General features: G+C 72.9%; 13 protein-coding genes. 8 read left to right on the top strand and 5 right to left on the bottom strand.

All coding sequences use genetic code 11. The features are described 5' to 3' along the window. Positions 1-233: 233 nt before the first annotated feature. From rapZ to ACFYM6_RS22650, 8 genes are all read left to right on the top strand, one after another. Positions 234-1,142, top strand: a complete 909-nt coding sequence (gene rapZ, locus ACFYM6_RS22685; RefSeq protein WP_357445516.1) for an RNase adapter RapZ — start codon at positions 234-236, stop codon at positions 1,140-1,142. Next, a complete protein-coding gene (gene yvcK / locus ACFYM6_RS22680) occupies positions 1,139-2,113 on the top strand; it encodes a uridine diphosphate-N-acetylglucosamine-binding protein YvcK (protein WP_387278382.1) in 975 nt (324 codons plus the stop codon). The genes rapZ and yvcK overlap by 4 nt, the downstream gene beginning before the upstream one ends. 54 nt (positions 2,114-2,167) lie before the next feature. Continuing rightward, on the top strand, positions 2,168-3,148 hold the full coding sequence (whiA, locus tag ACFYM6_RS22675; RefSeq protein WP_073837989.1) for a DNA-binding protein WhiA: 981 nt from the start codon (positions 2,168-2,170) through the stop codon (positions 3,146-3,148). Positions 3,149-3,410: 262 nt separating this feature from the next. Beyond that, the gene (gene gap, locus ACFYM6_RS22670; protein WP_073837988.1) at positions 3,411-4,415 is read left to right on the top strand and encodes a type I glyceraldehyde-3-phosphate dehydrogenase; all 1,005 of its coding nucleotides are present in this window, start codon (positions 3,411-3,413) and stop codon (positions 4,413-4,415) included. Between the two features lie 109 nt (positions 4,416-4,524). Next, positions 4,525-5,724 carry a phosphoglycerate kinase gene (locus ACFYM6_RS22665; RefSeq protein ID WP_387278379.1) on the top strand — a complete coding sequence of 400 codons (1,200 nt, stop codon included), beginning with the start codon at positions 4,525-4,527 and terminating at the stop codon, positions 5,722-5,724. Beyond that, complete coding sequence (gene tpiA, locus ACFYM6_RS22660) at positions 5,724-6,515, top strand: triose-phosphate isomerase (protein WP_387278377.1); 792 nt, start codon at positions 5,724-5,726, stop codon at positions 6,513-6,515. Before ACFYM6_RS22665 ends, tpiA begins: the two co-directional genes overlap by 1 nt. Positions 6,516-6,607: 92 nt before the next feature. Continuing rightward, on the top strand, positions 6,608-6,868 hold the full coding sequence (gene secG / locus ACFYM6_RS22655) for a preprotein translocase subunit SecG (protein WP_073837985.1): 261 nt from the start codon (positions 6,608-6,610) through the stop codon (positions 6,866-6,868). 130 nt (positions 6,869-6,998) lie between these two features. After that, positions 6,999-7,340, top strand: coding sequence for an RNA polymerase-binding protein RbpA (locus tag ACFYM6_RS22650; protein WP_387278375.1), 342 nt, complete (start codon positions 6,999-7,001; stop codon positions 7,338-7,340). A gap of 127 nt (positions 7,341-7,467) precedes the next feature. Here the strand turns inward: ACFYM6_RS22650 and pgl are convergent, their stop codons facing one another. The 5 genes from pgl to tal all read right to left on the bottom strand — a co-directional run bounded on the left by pgl (position 7,468) and on the right by tal (position 13,827). Continuing rightward, entirely contained in the window at positions 7,468-8,238 is a 771-nt protein-coding gene (gene pgl / locus ACFYM6_RS22645) for a 6-phosphogluconolactonase (protein ID WP_387278373.1), read from the bottom strand. An 86-nt stretch (positions 8,239-8,324) separates the two neighbouring features. Continuing rightward, positions 8,325-9,341, bottom strand: a complete 1,017-nt coding sequence (locus ACFYM6_RS22640; protein ID WP_387278371.1) for a glucose-6-phosphate dehydrogenase assembly protein OpcA — start codon at positions 9,339-9,341, stop codon at positions 8,325-8,327. A gap of 22 nt (positions 9,342-9,363) precedes the next feature. Next, on the bottom strand, positions 9,364-10,878 hold the full coding sequence (gene zwf, locus ACFYM6_RS22635; RefSeq protein ID WP_387278369.1) for a glucose-6-phosphate dehydrogenase: 1,515 nt from the start codon (positions 10,876-10,878) through the stop codon (positions 9,364-9,366). Positions 10,879-10,916: 38 nt separating this feature from the next. Beyond that, positions 10,917-12,563, bottom strand: coding sequence for a glucose-6-phosphate isomerase (locus ACFYM6_RS22630; RefSeq protein WP_387278367.1), 1,647 nt, complete (start codon positions 12,561-12,563; stop codon positions 10,917-10,919). An 85-nt stretch (positions 12,564-12,648) separates the two neighbouring features. Next, positions 12,649-13,827, bottom strand: a complete 1,179-nt coding sequence (gene tal / locus ACFYM6_RS22625; RefSeq protein ID WP_387278365.1) for a transaldolase — start codon at positions 13,825-13,827, stop codon at positions 12,649-12,651. Between the last annotated feature and the right edge of the window lie 4 nt (positions 13,828-13,831).

Here is a 13,831-nt window from a genome sequence, read left to right as displayed (position 1 = left end):
ACCATCGGCAGTCGCTGACGGTGTCGGAAGTGCGACCGTCTCCGGCGGGACCTGGGGAAACCGGTACCGAGACGGCGACAAACCGGACAAGCAGGTGTTCCGGTCGTCACCCCGTGGAATCCCGCGCCGGGTCGCAGCCGTTAGAGTCGCTGACTGACCACGCGCGGCCGAGCGGCCGCGGCGCCACGGCTTGGGGGTAACGGGTGAGCGAGGCGCGGACGCCGGGAGACCTGGTGCCGACAGGTACGGAGACAGCCCTCGGACGGCCGGCGCCGGCCGAGGTGGACACCACCCTGGTGGTGGTGACCGGCCTTTCCGGCGGTGGCCGCAGCACGGTGGCCCGGGCGCTGGAGAACGTGGGCTACTACGTGGTCGACAACCTGCCCCAGGCGCTCATGCTGGACATGGCCGAGCTGGCCTTCAAGGCCGGCGGCGCGGCCCGGCGTACGGCCATGGTGCTGGACGTTCGCTCCCGGGCCTTCTCCACCGACCTGGCCGGCGCGATCCGGGAGCTGCGGGAGCGCGGCTTCCAGCCCCGGGTGGTCTTCGTCGACGCCGACGACGAGGTGCTGATCCGCCGGTTCGAGAGCGTCCGGCGCTCGCACCCGCTGCAGGGTGACGGGCGGCTGGCCGACGGCATCGCCGTCGAACGCGCGCTGCTGGAGGAGGCCCGGGACCAGGCCGACGTGATCATCGACACCAGCCACCTGAACGTCAACCAGCTCCGGCGCCGGGTCGAGGAGCTGTTCGGCGGGGAGGACTCCCGTCGACTGCGGATCACCGTGCTCTCCTTCGGGTTCAAGTACGGCCTTCCCCCGGACGCCGACTTCGTGATGGACGCCCGGTTCCTGCCCAACCCGTACTGGGTGTCGGAGCTGCGCGAGCACACCGGGCGTGAGGAGGCGGTCAGCGCGTACGTGCTGGGCCAGGAGGGCGCGGAAGCCTTCGTGACCGGCTACGCCGATCTGGTCAACGCCACCACCGCCGGCTTCGAGCGGGAGGGCAAGCGCTACCTGACCGTGGCGGTCGGCTGCACCGGCGGCAAGCACCGCAGCGTCGCCATCGCCGAGGAACTGGCCGCCCGGCTGCGCCAGTCCGGCATCGCCGCCCACGCGCAGCACCGGGACCTGGGGCGGGAATGATCCCGACCAGGGTGGTCGCCTTCGGCGGCGGGCACGGGCTCTCGGCGTCCCTGCGGGCGCTGCGGCACTGCGTACCCGAGCTGGACCTGGACATTACCGCGGTGGTCACCGTCGGCGACGACGGCGGCTCGAGCGGCCGGTTGCGGGCCGAGCGCGGCGGGCTGCCGCCGGGCGACCTGCGGCAGGCGCTGGTCGCGCTGGCCGGCGACCACCCGGCCACCCGGCGCAGCGCGGCGCTCTTCCAGCACCGCTTCGCCGCCGGCGACGGCGCGGGAGCGGGCGATTCGCTGGCCGGGCACGCGGTCGGCAACCTGCTGCTCAATGGGTTGACGGAGCTGCTCGGCGATCCGGTGGCCGCGCTCGACCACGCCGGCGCGATGCTCGGCGCGGTCGGCCGGGTGCTGCCGATGTCCTGCCAGCCGGTCGACATCGAGGCCCGGGTGCGCGGCGCCGACCCGGGCCACCCCGACGAGGTACGCACGGTGCGCGGCCAGCACCAGGTGGCGGTCACCTCCGGCCGGGTCGAGTCGCTGCGGCTCACCCCGGCCGCGCCGGCGGCCTGCCCGGAGGCGGTCGCCGCGGTACGCGTGGCCGACTGGCTGATATTCGGGCCGGGCAGCTGGTACACCAGCGTGCTGCCCCACCTGCTGGTGCCGCAGTTGGCCGACGCGATCGTCTCCAGTCCGGCGCGGCGGCTGGTCACGCTCAACCTGGTGGCGGAGAAGGAGACCCACGGGCTCTCCCTGGCCGACCATCTGGACACCCTGCGGCGCTATATGCCCGAGCTGAAGGTGGACATGGTGCTGGCGGACTCGACGGCGGTGGGTGACCCCGAGGCGGTTGCGGGTGCGGCAGAATCGCTGGGTGCCCGGCTGGTCCTCGCCCCCGTCGCCGTCCTCGACGGCGCGCCCCGTCATGATCCAGCCGCCCTGGGCGCCGCGCTGGTGCCTGTCCTGGGTGCCGATCGTTAGACACGTACGTAATCACCGGCGACACGCCGGAACCGGTCCGTGAGGGGGCGCACTATGGCGATGACGGCGGCGGTCAAAGACGAGCTGAGTCGGGTCGACGTGCCCAAGCCGTGCTGCCGGCGGGCGGAGATGGCGGCCCTGCTGCGCTTCGCGGGCGGCCTGCACATCGTGTCGGGTCGCGTGGTGGTCGAGGCGGAGCTGGACACCGGCGCGGTCGCCCGGCGGCTGCGGCGGGAGATCGCCGAGGTCTACGGCTACCCGAGCGAGATCCACGTGCTCGCCTCCGGCGGGCTGCGCAAGGGCAGCCACTTCATCGTGCGGGTGGTCAAGGACGGCGAGGCGCTGGCGCGCCAGACCGGTCTGCTGGACGTCCGGGGGCGCCCGGTGCGCGGCCTGCCGCCGCACGTGGTCGCGGCCAACGTCTGCTGCGCGGTCTCCGCGTGGCGCGGCGCGTTCATGGCCCACGGCTCGCTCACCGAGCCGGGCCGCTCCAGCGCGCTGGAGATCACCTGCCCCGGCCCCGAGTCGGCCCTCGCCCTGGTCGGCGCGGCCCGACGGATCGGGATCACCGCCAAGAACCGCGAGGTCCGTGGGGTGGACCGGGTGGTGGTCAAGGACGGGGACTCGATCGCCGCCCTGCTCACCCGCATCGGCGCCCACGCCAGCGTGCTGGCCTGGGAGGAGCGCCGGGTGCGCCGGGAGGTCCGGGCGACCGCCAACCGGCTGGCGAACTTCGACGACGCCAACCTGCGCCGCTCGGCCCGCGCCGCGGTGGCCGCCGCCGCCCGGGTCACCCGGGCCCTGGAGATCCTCGCCGACGACGCCCCGCACCACCTCACCTCCGCCGGAAGGCTGCGCCTGGAGCACCGGCAGGCGTCGCTGGAGGAGCTGGGCGCCCTCGCCGATCCGCCGCTGACCAAGGACGCCATCGCCGGCCGGATCCGCCGGCTCCTCGCGCTGGCCGACAAGCGGGCCCGGGACCTGGGCATCCCGGATACGGAAGCGGCCGTCACGCCGGACATGCTCGTGGTCTGATAGGACGGTGAGGCGTCACCTGCCGGCGGGTTCACCACCCGCCGCAGCGCGATGCGGCACGCTCGGATAAGGTCGCTGCGTACGGCAAGGGGGCCGGCACAGGCACCCCTCGCCGTGCTCACCGCCTCGGGCGGTCAGGTCCTCAGGACCGCGGCGGGGTGGCCGAGATGAACCGTCAACGGCCGGCTCCAACGGTCGGCGCACACACCTCCGCCGGCCCTGTTCTGACGCCGGCGGACCAGAACGCGAGGAGATGGGACCTGTGACCATCCGGGTTGGCATCAACGGCTTCGGCCGGATCGGCCGCAACTTCTTCCGGGCAGTGCTGGCGTCCGGCGCTGACGTCGAGGTCGTGGCGGTCAACGACCTGACCGACAACGCGACGCTCGCCCACCTTGTCAAGTACGACAGCATCCTGGGCCGCCTCCCGCACGAGGTGAAGGCCACCGACGACGAGATCAGCGTGGGCGGTCACACCATCAAGGCGTACGCCGAGAAGGACCCGGCCAAGCTGCCGTGGGGCGAGGCCGGCGTCGACGTCGTCATCGAGTCCACCGGTTTCTTCACCGACGCCACCAAGGCGAAGGCGCACATCGACGGCGGTGCCAAGAAGGTCATCATCTCCGCTCCGGCGAAGAACGAGGACGTCACGGTCGTCATGGGTGTCAACCAGGACCAGTACGACCCGGCCAAGCACACCATCATCTCGAACGCCTCCTGCACCACCAACTGCCTCGCCCCGATGGCGAAGGTGCTGCAGGACACGTTCGGCATCCAGCAGGGTCTGATGACCACCATCCACGCGTACACGCAGGACCAGAACCTGCAGGACGCGCCGCACAAGGACCTGCGCCGGGCCCGGGCCGCCGCGCTCAACATCGTGCCGACCTCGACCGGCGCCGCCAAGGCGATCGGCCTGGTCCTGCCGGAGCTCAAGGGCAAGCTGGACGGCTACGCGCTGCGCGTGCCGATCCCGACCGGCTCGACCACCGACCTGACCGTCACGGTCGGCCGGGAGACCACCGTGGACGAGGTCAACGCCGCGATGAAGGCCGCCGCGAACGGCCCGCTCAAGGGCATCCTGGTCTACAACGAGGACCCGATCGTCTCCGCCGACATCGTCACCGACCCGGCGTCCTGCATCTTCGACGCGCCGCTGACCAAGGTGATCGGCAACCAGGTCAAGGTCGTCGGCTGGTACGACAACGAGTGGGGCTACTCGAACCGCCTGGTCGACCTGGTCAAGCTGGTGGGTAGCTCCCTGTGAGTGCGAGGAGTGAGCTGGCGAGCCCCGGTCGCGAGCGCGAGGAGCGAGCGGAGCGAGCCCCGCAGTCGCGAGCTGAGGCAGGCCCAGTCACGAACGGAGGGCTAGCTCTGTGAGCATCCGCAACCTCGACGACCTGCTCGCCGAGGGGGTGCCGGGTCGGCGCGTGCTGGTGCGCGCCGACCTGAACGTCCCACTCGACAAGCAGACCGGTGAGATCACCGACGACGGCCGGATCCGGGCCGTCCTGCCGACGCTGAGCGCGCTGGTCCAGGCCGGCGCGAAGGTGGTCGTCTGCTCGCACCTGGGCCGCCCGAAGGGCGCGCCGGACCCGCAGTTCAGCCTCCGCCCGGTGGCCGGCCGGCTGGGCGAGCTGCTCGGTGCCCCGGTCCACTTCGCCGAGGACACCGTCGGCGACTCGGCCCGCGCATGCGTGGAGGGCCTCGCCGACGGTCAGGTCGCCGTGCTTGAGAACCTCCGCTTCAACAAGGGTGAGACGAGCAAGGACGACGCCGAGCGGGGCGCCTTCGCCGACCAGCTCGCCGCCCTCGGCGAGGCGTACGTCGACGACGCCTTCGGCGCGGTGCACCGCAAGCACGCCAGCGTCTACGATGTGCCGGCCCGGCTGCCGCACTTCGCCGGCCGGCTGGTGCTGCGCGAGGTGGAGGTGCTCAGCAAGCTGACCGGCGACCCGGAGCGGCCGTACGTGGTGGTGCTGGGCGGCTCCAAGGTCTCCGACAAGCTGGCCGTGATCGAGGCGCTGCTGCCGAAGGTCGACCGGCTGCTCATCGGCGGCGGGATGTGCTTCACCTTCCTCAAGGCCCAGGGCCTGGAGGTGGGCAGCTCGCTGCTGGAGGAGGAGATGGTCGAGACCTGCCGCAACCTGATGGAACGCGAGCCGGGCAAGATCATGCTCCCGGTCGACGTGGTGGCCGCGGTCGCCTTCGCGCCGGACGCCGAGCACCACACGGTCCGGGTGGACGGCATCCCGAACAAGCGGGTCGGGCTCGACATCGGCCCGGAGACCGTGGCCGGGTTCGCCGCCGCCCTCAAGCAGGCGCGGACGGTGTTCTGGAACGGCCCGATGGGCGTGTTCGAGATGGCCGCGTTCGCGAACGGGACCCGCGGGGTCGCCGAGGCGATCGCGAAGTCCGGTGCGTTCAGCGTCGTGGGCGGCGGTGACTCGGCGGCGGCGGTGCGGACGCTCGGGCTCGACGAGTCGGCGTTCGATCACATCTCCACCGGCGGCGGCGCCTCCCTGGAATTCCTGGAGGGCAAGACCCTCCCCGGCATCGCGGCCCTGGAGAAGTGATGGCGAGCCCCACCCGCCGGCCCCTGATGGCCGGCAACTGGAAGATGAACCTGAACCACCTCGAGGCCAACCTGCTGGTGCAGAAGCTGGCCGCGAGCCTCACCGAGAAGCAGCTCACCGAGGTCGAGACGGTGGTCCTGCCGCCCTTCACCGACCTGCGGACCGTGCAGACGGCGGTGGACGGCGACAAGCTGCTGATCGGCTACGGCGCGCAGGACCTGTCGCCGTACCAGTCGGGCGCGTACACCGGGGACATCGCCGGGTCGATGCTCGCCAAGCTGGGCTGCACCTACGTGGTGGTCGGTCACTCGGAGCGGCGGCAGTACCACAACGAGGACGACGCACTGGTCAACGACAAGGTGAACGCCGCGCTGGCCAACGGGCTCACCCCGATCCTCTGCATCGGCGAGGGGCTGGAGGTCCGGGAGCAGCTCCGGCACGTGCCGCACTGCTGCGACCAGCTCGACGGCGCGCTCCGCGGGCTCACCGCGGAGCAGGTGACCAAGGTCGTCGTGGCGTACGAGCCGGTCTGGGCGATCGGCACCGGCAAGACGGCGACCCCGGAGGACGCCCAGGAGGTCTGCGGCGAGGTGCGCAAGCGGCTCAGCGAAACCTTCGACGAGGCCACCGCCCAGCAGGTCCGGATCCTCTACGGCGGCTCGGTCAAGGCGTCGAACATCGCCGCGATCATGGCGCAGCCGGACGTGGACGGGGCCCTGATCGGCGGTGCCAGCCTGGACGCCGAGGAATTCGCGCAGATCTGCCGGTTCCCGGAGCACATCGCTCGCTGATAGCTCGCTATCCTTGACGCTGCCCGTCCGCCGGTCGGTGCCGCCGTGCCCGAGGACGGGCAGTGATCGCAACGAGAGGACAAACCCCCGCCATGCCGATCTGGTTCGCCTACACGATGATCGTGTTGCTGGTCATCACGAGCGTCCTGCTCACGCTGCTGATCCTCCTGCACCGCGGCAAGGGCGGCGGGCTGTCGAGCATGTTCGGCGGCGGCGTCAGCTCCAGCCTGGCCGGCTCCTCGGTCGCCGAGAAGAACCTCGACCGCTACACCGTTCTGGTCGGGATCATCTGGTTTGCGTGCATCGTCGGGATCGGGCTCTGGCTCCGGCTCCAGCTGAGCAGCGGCGCCTGAGTCAGCGCGTCGAGCGTACAATCTGCGCGCGGTCCGTCACGGACCGCGCGCAGTTTGCTTTCCGCTGCACCGCGTCGCCCGCCGTCCACCCCCGCGCGGCGGTCCCCTCCGACGACAGGAGCAAGCAGCAATGCCCGGTGACAACGTCGTCCGCGGCACCCGGATCGGGTCCGCCCCCGAGCGCTTCGACCAGCGGTACGAGCCGGCCCCGCGCCGGCCGGTCACCTACTGGTGCGGCAACGCTCACGAGGTCCAGTTCCTCATCGCCGCCGACGCGGAGGCGCCGCAGGCGTGGGACTGCCCCCGGTGCGGCCAGCCGGCCGGCCCGGACCCGGGAAACCCGCCGGGCCGACCGCGTTCGGAGCCCTACAAGAGCCACCTGGCGTACGTGCAGGAGCGGCGTACCCCGGAACAGGGGGAGGCCCTCCTCGCCGAGGCCCTGGCCGCGCTACGCCGCCGCCGGGGCGCCTGACCGCGCCGGCTCGCCCTCCGCCCCCTGAGGGGCCTGATTCAGGGAACGAGTGGCTCTCCGCCGCGGAACAGCCCCTCGTTCCGTGAACCCGCGCGCAGCGGGCGGCGAGGAGTGCCGCGACGGAGGCTCAGCGGAGGCTGCGCAGCCGGGGCGGCACGTCGGCCGCCGCCGCCCGGTCGAGCAGCCAGAGGGTACGGGACACCCCGTGCACCCCGGCCGCGGGAAGCTGCACCGGCCCGGCCCCGGCGAGGGCCATGCCCACCGCTCGGGCCTTGTCCGCGCCGGCGGCCACCAGCCAGACCTCCTCGGCGGTGTTGATCGCCGGCAGGGTCAGCGTGACCCGCACCGGCGGAGGCTTCGGGCTGCCGCGTACGGCGCTGACCGGCCGGCTGTCGTGGTGCACCGGGTGCTCCGGAAAGACCGACGCCACGTGCCCGTCCTCGCCGACGCCGAGCATCAGCACGTCGAAGTGGGGGAGCGCGGCGGTGCCGGGCCGCGCCGCCCGGGCCAGCTCCCGCGCGTACCCGGCGGCGGCCGCCTCCGGGTCGTTGCCCGCCGGACCGTCCGAGGCCGGCATCGGATGGATCCGCGCCGGGTTCAGCGGCACCGCGTCCAGCAGCGCCCCCCGGGCCTGCGTCTCGTTGCGTTCCGGGTCGCCGGCCGGCAGGAACCGCTCGTCGCCCCACCAGACGTCGACCCGGGACCAGTCGACGGCGTCCCGGGCGGGTAGCTCCGCCACCGCCCGGTACACCGCCGCGGCGATCCGCCCGCCGGTCAGCACCACCGACGCCTGGCCCCGGTCCGCCTGCGCGTCGAGCAGCTTCACCACCAAGCGGGCCGCCACCGCCTGCGCCAGCAGGTCGGGGTCGGCGTGTACGGCGACACTCGCCTCACTCATCCATCGTGCCTTCGTGCTCCGACCGCCCCACGGCGGTCACCGGTGCTGTCCGGCCGCCGGGCGGCCCGTGCCGCCCGGCGGTCCGTTCACTGGTTGGCGGTCGCGCCGGCGTGCGCGCTGATCCCGGCCTCGGCCCGCTGGGCGGTCGCCGGGTCCTTCCACACGTGCACCCGCTGGGTGGGGCGTTCCTCCAGCCCGGAGATGCCGGCGGTCGCGCCGAGCGCCTCCGCGTACACCTGGTCGGCGTCGAGGCGGCGCAGCTCCTCGGCCAGCTCGTCGCCGAGCGGGCGGCGGACCAGCGGCAGTGTGCGGTCCTGCTGGCCGGTACGCCGGAAGGTCGCCACGTTGTCGTCCCGGGTCAGGGTCAGCTGGTCGCCGTTGGCGCAGCGCAGCTGCACCTCGCGCATCCGCGGAAACTCGTCGGTGCGTACCCAGGCCGGGTCGATGTCGAGCCGCGACGCGAGCCAGCCGCGCATCAGCGCCGCCGTGGGATCGGACCCGGGCGCCACCACGCTCGCCTCGGTGACCTTGGCCTGGGCGGTGTCGAACGCCCCGGCCACCAGGGTGCGCCACGGGGTGATCCGGGTCCAGGCCAGGTCGGTGTCGCCCGGGGCGTAGTCCGCGGCCCGCTGCCGCAGCGCGGCGACCGGATCGGCGGCCTGCGCCGAGTCGGTGATCCGCCGGTCGGCCACCACGCCGAGGAAGTCGGTCGCGATCTCCTCCGGCGGCTCGCCGTGCCACCAGGTCACCACCGGCACGTCCGGCACCAGCAGCGGCAGCACCACCGACTCGGCGTGCAGGGCGAGCCGGCCGTACATCCGCGTGACCACCGCCTCGCACGGGCCGAGCCGGCCGCCGACGACGATCTCCGCGTCCAGGCGGTTGCGGTCCCGCTCGACGTCGGAGCGGACCACCACGAGCAGCCGGCACGGGTGGGCGGCGGCCGCTATGGTCGCCGCGGCCTCCGCCTCCCGGACCCGCTTCTCGTCCACCACCACGATCAGGCTGAGCGCCATGCCGCTGGCCACCCCGCCCGCGCTGCGCCGCTCGGCGGCGAGCGCCTTGACCACCTCGTTACCGGTGGTGTCCCACAGGCCGATCAACGGAACCTCCCGGTGTGCTCGGTCATGCCCGCCGCCAGGAGCGGTCGTCGCGGGCCAGCATCTCGTCCGCCGCCCGGGGCCCCCACTCGCCGGCCCGGTACGACTCCGGCTTGGTGCCCGCCCAGGCGTGCTCCAACGGGTCGACCACCTGCCAGCTCTGCTCCACCTCGGCGGCGTCCGGGAACAGCGTCCGGTCACCGATCAGCACGTCCAGCACCAGCCGCTCGTACGCCTCGGGGCTGGACTCGGTGAACGCCTCGCCGTACTGGAAGTCCATCGCGATGTCCCGGACCTCCATCGCGGTGCCCGGCACCTTGGAGCCGAACTTCAGCACCACACCCTCGTCCGGTTGCACCCGGACGACGAGCTGGTTGTTGCCGAGCGACTCCACGTCGGCCGGGTTGAACGGCAGGTGCGGCGCCTCCTTGAAGATGATCGCCACCTCGGTGACCCGCCGGGGCAGCCGCTTGCCGGCCCGGATGTAGAACGGCACCCCGGCCCAGCGCCGGTTCTGGATGCCCAGCTTCACCGCCACGTACGTCTCCGTGGTGGAGTCCGGCGGGACGCCCTTCTCCTCCAGGTAGCCGACCGCGCGTTCGCCGCCGACCCAGCCGGGCAGGTACTGGCCCCGGACGGTGTCCCGGGTCGCGTCCTTCGGCACCGTGATGGCCTTGAGCACCTTCAGCTTCTCGGTCCGGATCTCGTCGGCGTCGAAGCTGGTCGGCTCCTCCATGGCCACCAGGGCGAGGAGCTGGAGCAGATGGTTCTGCAGCACGTCCCGGGCCGCCCCGGCCGAGTCGTAGAAGCCGGCCCGGGTGCCGATGCCGACGTCCTCGGCCATGGTGATCTGCACCGAGTCGACGTACTTGCCGTTCCACAGCGGCTCGAAGAGGTTGTTGGCGAACCGCAGGGCGAGGATGTTCTGGACGGTCTCCTTGCCCAGGTAGTGGTCGATCCGGAAGACGTCCTGGCGGGTGAAGACGTCGTCGACCAGGTCGTTGAGCGCCTTCGCCGAGGGCAGGTCGTTGCCGAACGGCTTCTCCACCACCACCCGGCGCCAGCCACCCGACTTGGCGTTGTCCGCCATGCCGGTACGGGCGAGCTGCTTGAGCACCACGGGGAAGGCTGCCGGGGGGATGGAGAAGTAGAAGGCCGCGTTGCCGTCGATGCCGTGCGAGTCGCGCAGTTCGTCCAGGGTGGTGGCGAGCTGGTCGAACGCGGCGTCGTCGTCGAACGAGCCGCCGACGAACTTGATGTTGCCGGCCAGCCGCGCCCACACCTCCTCCCGCCACGGGGTGCGGGCGCCCTTCTTCGCCGCCTCGTAGGCCAGCGACTCGAAGTCGCCGTCGCCCCAGTCACGTCGGGCGAAGCCCAGGACCACGAAACCGGGCGGCAGCAGCCCCCGGTTGGCCAGGTCGTAGACCGCCGGCAACAGCTTCTTGCGGGCCAGGTCACCGGTGACCCCGAAGATCACCAGAGCGCACGGCTCCGGGATCCGCGGCAGCCGCCGGTCCTGCGGGTCGCGCAGCGGGTTCATGCCGCCTCCTCGCTCCGCTGATGTCACGTCAATCATCGTCACGTCCCTGTCCGTCCGGCCGCATCCAGTAGCTGGGCGACGCCCGCCGCCCGCTCGGTCAGGTGCAGTCGCAGCACCGGCCGCCCCCGGCCGGCCAGGGCCTGCCGGTCACCGGCGGCCTGGGCCGCCTGCAGCATCCCGAAGGTGTACGGACGGCCGGGCACCGGCAGATCGTCGTTGACCGCGCCGGTCACCTGAAGGTAGCTCCCGACCGGCCGGCCGCCCTTGTGGTACTGGCCGGTGGAGTGCAGGTAGCGCGGCCCCCACCCGAAGGTCACCGGGCGGCGGGTCGCCCGGGCCAGCACGGGTCGCAGCCCGGCCACCGCCGCGTCCCCATGGCGGTCCAGGTACGCCGTCACCGCCAGGAACCCGTCGTCGCCCAATCCGTCGAGGAACCGGCGCAGCACCCCGGCCAGGTCGGCCGGCGCGCCGGGCGGGGCGTACACCTCGATGGCGCCCTCGGTGAACGACGGCGCCTCCGCCGGCGGCCCGGCGGCGAGGATGCGTTCGGTGTTCTGCTTGCTCTCGGCGACGTCGGGCTGGTCGAACGGGTCGACCCCGAGCACCGCCCCGGCGATCGCGGTGGCGTACTCCCAGGTCAGGAAGTGGGCGCCGAGGGGCCCGTTGACCGCCACGTCCGCGCTGCCGGCACCGGGCGCCACCCCGGGGCCGAGCGCGCCGCCGTAGCTGACGGCGAGCACGTCCGGGCCGGCGGCGCCGGGAGCGTCCGGGGATTCCACCACCACCGGCAGCAGGCCCACGCCGGCCTTGCCGGTCGACTCGGCGAGCAACTGCTCGGCCCAGTCGCCCAGCCCTTCGACGCCGGTGCCGTCGGAGGTCAGGGCGACCACGTCCCGACCGGTGGTGGCCGCCGCGCCGAGGGCCGCGCCGAGCGCCAGGCCGGGGTTGTCCCGGTCCCGGCCCAGCGACTCGGCGAGCGCGTCGGCGTCGTCGAGCAGGTCGGTCACCGGTACCCCGGCCAGCGCCGCGGGGACCAGCCCGAACGCGGTGAGCGCCGAGTACCGGCCGCCCACCTCGGGGTCGGCGGGGATGGTGACCAGCCCGGCCTCCGCGGCGGTCGCCGCCAGCGGCGAGCCCGGGTCGGTGACCACCACGAAGTGCCGGGCCGCCTCCGCCTCGGTCATCCCGGCGTCCAGGAACGCCTGCCAGTACGCCCGCCGGTGGCTGTCGGTCTCCACCGTGGTGCCGGACTTGCTGGAGATCACCACCACGGTCCGCTCCAGCCGGTCGGCCAGGGCCGCCCGGACCTGCGCGGGGTCGGTGGTGTCCAGCACGGTCAGCGGGCGGCCGAGGGTACAGGCGATCACCTCGGGCGCGAGCGACGAGCCGCCCATCCCGGCGAGCACCACGTGGTCGAGGTCGGCCAGTTCGTCCGTCAACTCGGCGAGCTGCGGGAGGAGTTCCCGGCTGCGGTGGTGGGTGTCCACCCAGCCGAGCCGTACCCGCGCCGTCGCCTCCGCGTCGGAGCCCCACAGGGTCGGATCCTTGGCGGCGAGCCGGGCGGGGACGTCCCGGGCGACCAGGTCCGCGCGCACCGACGCCGGCGCGGACCGGTCGACCGCGTCCGCGCCGTGCACGGCCAGCCCGGCGGCGATGTCCGCCGGGCCGGCCAGCAGGTCGCTCACGGGGCCACCTCTGTTCGCGACTGCGGGGTGACGACGGCGTGGCGTGTCCCGGGGCGTCGCCCCGGGACACGTCGCACGCCGTTCGTCACGCGTTGCCCCCGGCCCGCTCGGCGGCCGTCGCGCTGCCCTTGGCCGCCTTGCCCGGCCGCCCGGTGCCCTTGGCCGCCTCGGCGAGCGACTTCTTCACCCCGTCGAGCAGTTCCAGCCAGCTCGCCTCGAACTTCTCCACGCCCTCGCGCTCGAGGACGGCGACCACGTCAGCCAGGTCCACCCCGACCGCCTGCAGGTCGCTGAAGACCTTGCGGGCGTCGTCGTAGCAGCCGGTGACGGTGTCGCCCCGGACCTCGCCGTGGTCGGCAAAGGCGTGGATGGTCGGCTCCGGCATGGTGTTCACCGTGCCGGGAGCGATCAGCTCCTCGACGTACATGACGTCCCGGTAGTCCGGGTTCTTCGTCGACGTGGAGGCCCAGAGCGGGCGCTGCGGGTGCGCCCCGGCGTCGGCGAGGGCCTGCCACCGGTCGGAGGAGAACACCTCGCCGTACCGCTCGTAAGCGAGCCGGGCGTTGGCGATGGCGGCCTTGCCGCGCAGCGCCTTGGCCTGGTCGGAGCCGATCTTCTCCAGCCGCTTGTCCACCTCGCTGTCGACCCGGGAGACGAAGAACGACGCGACCGAGCCGATCTTGGACAGGTCGTGCCCGTTCGCCTTCGCCTGCTCCAGACCGGCCAGGAAGGCCTCCATCACCTGCGAGTACCGGTCCAGGCTGAAGATCAGCGTGACGTTGACGCTGATCCCCTGGGCCAGGGTGGCGGTGATCGCCGGCAGGCCCGCCTCGGTGGCCGGGATCTTGATGAAGAGGTTGGGCCGGTCGATCAGCCACCACAGCGCCCCGGCCTCGGCGACGGTCCGCTCCGTCTCGTGGGCCAGCCGCGGGTCCACCTCGATCGAGACCCGGCCGTCGACCCCCGCGCTGGCGTCGTACGCGGGGCGCATCACGTCGCAGGCCCACCGCACGTCGTACGTGGTGAGCATGCGGACCGCCTCTTCGACGTCCAGCCCACGGATGGCGAGGTCCTTCAGCTGCCAGTTGTACTCGTCCGCGTCGCTCAGCGCCTTCGCGAAGATGGTCGGGTTCGACGTCACCCCGACCAGGTGCTTCTCCCGGCGGAGCTGGTCCAGCCCGCCGGCGCTCAGTCGTACCCGGGAAAGGTCGTCGAGCCAGATCGCCACACCCATGGCGCTCAGCTCGCCCAGCCGGTCCGTCATGCCG

Source organism: Micromonospora sp. NPDC006431 (genome assembly GCF_042870725.1).
In the GTDB taxonomy this organism is placed as follows: domain Bacteria; phylum Actinomycetota; class Actinomycetes; order Mycobacteriales; family Micromonosporaceae; genus Micromonospora.
Note: the sequence above shows the minus strand (reverse complement) of the source record. Positions and strands in the feature narration are given on the sequence as shown.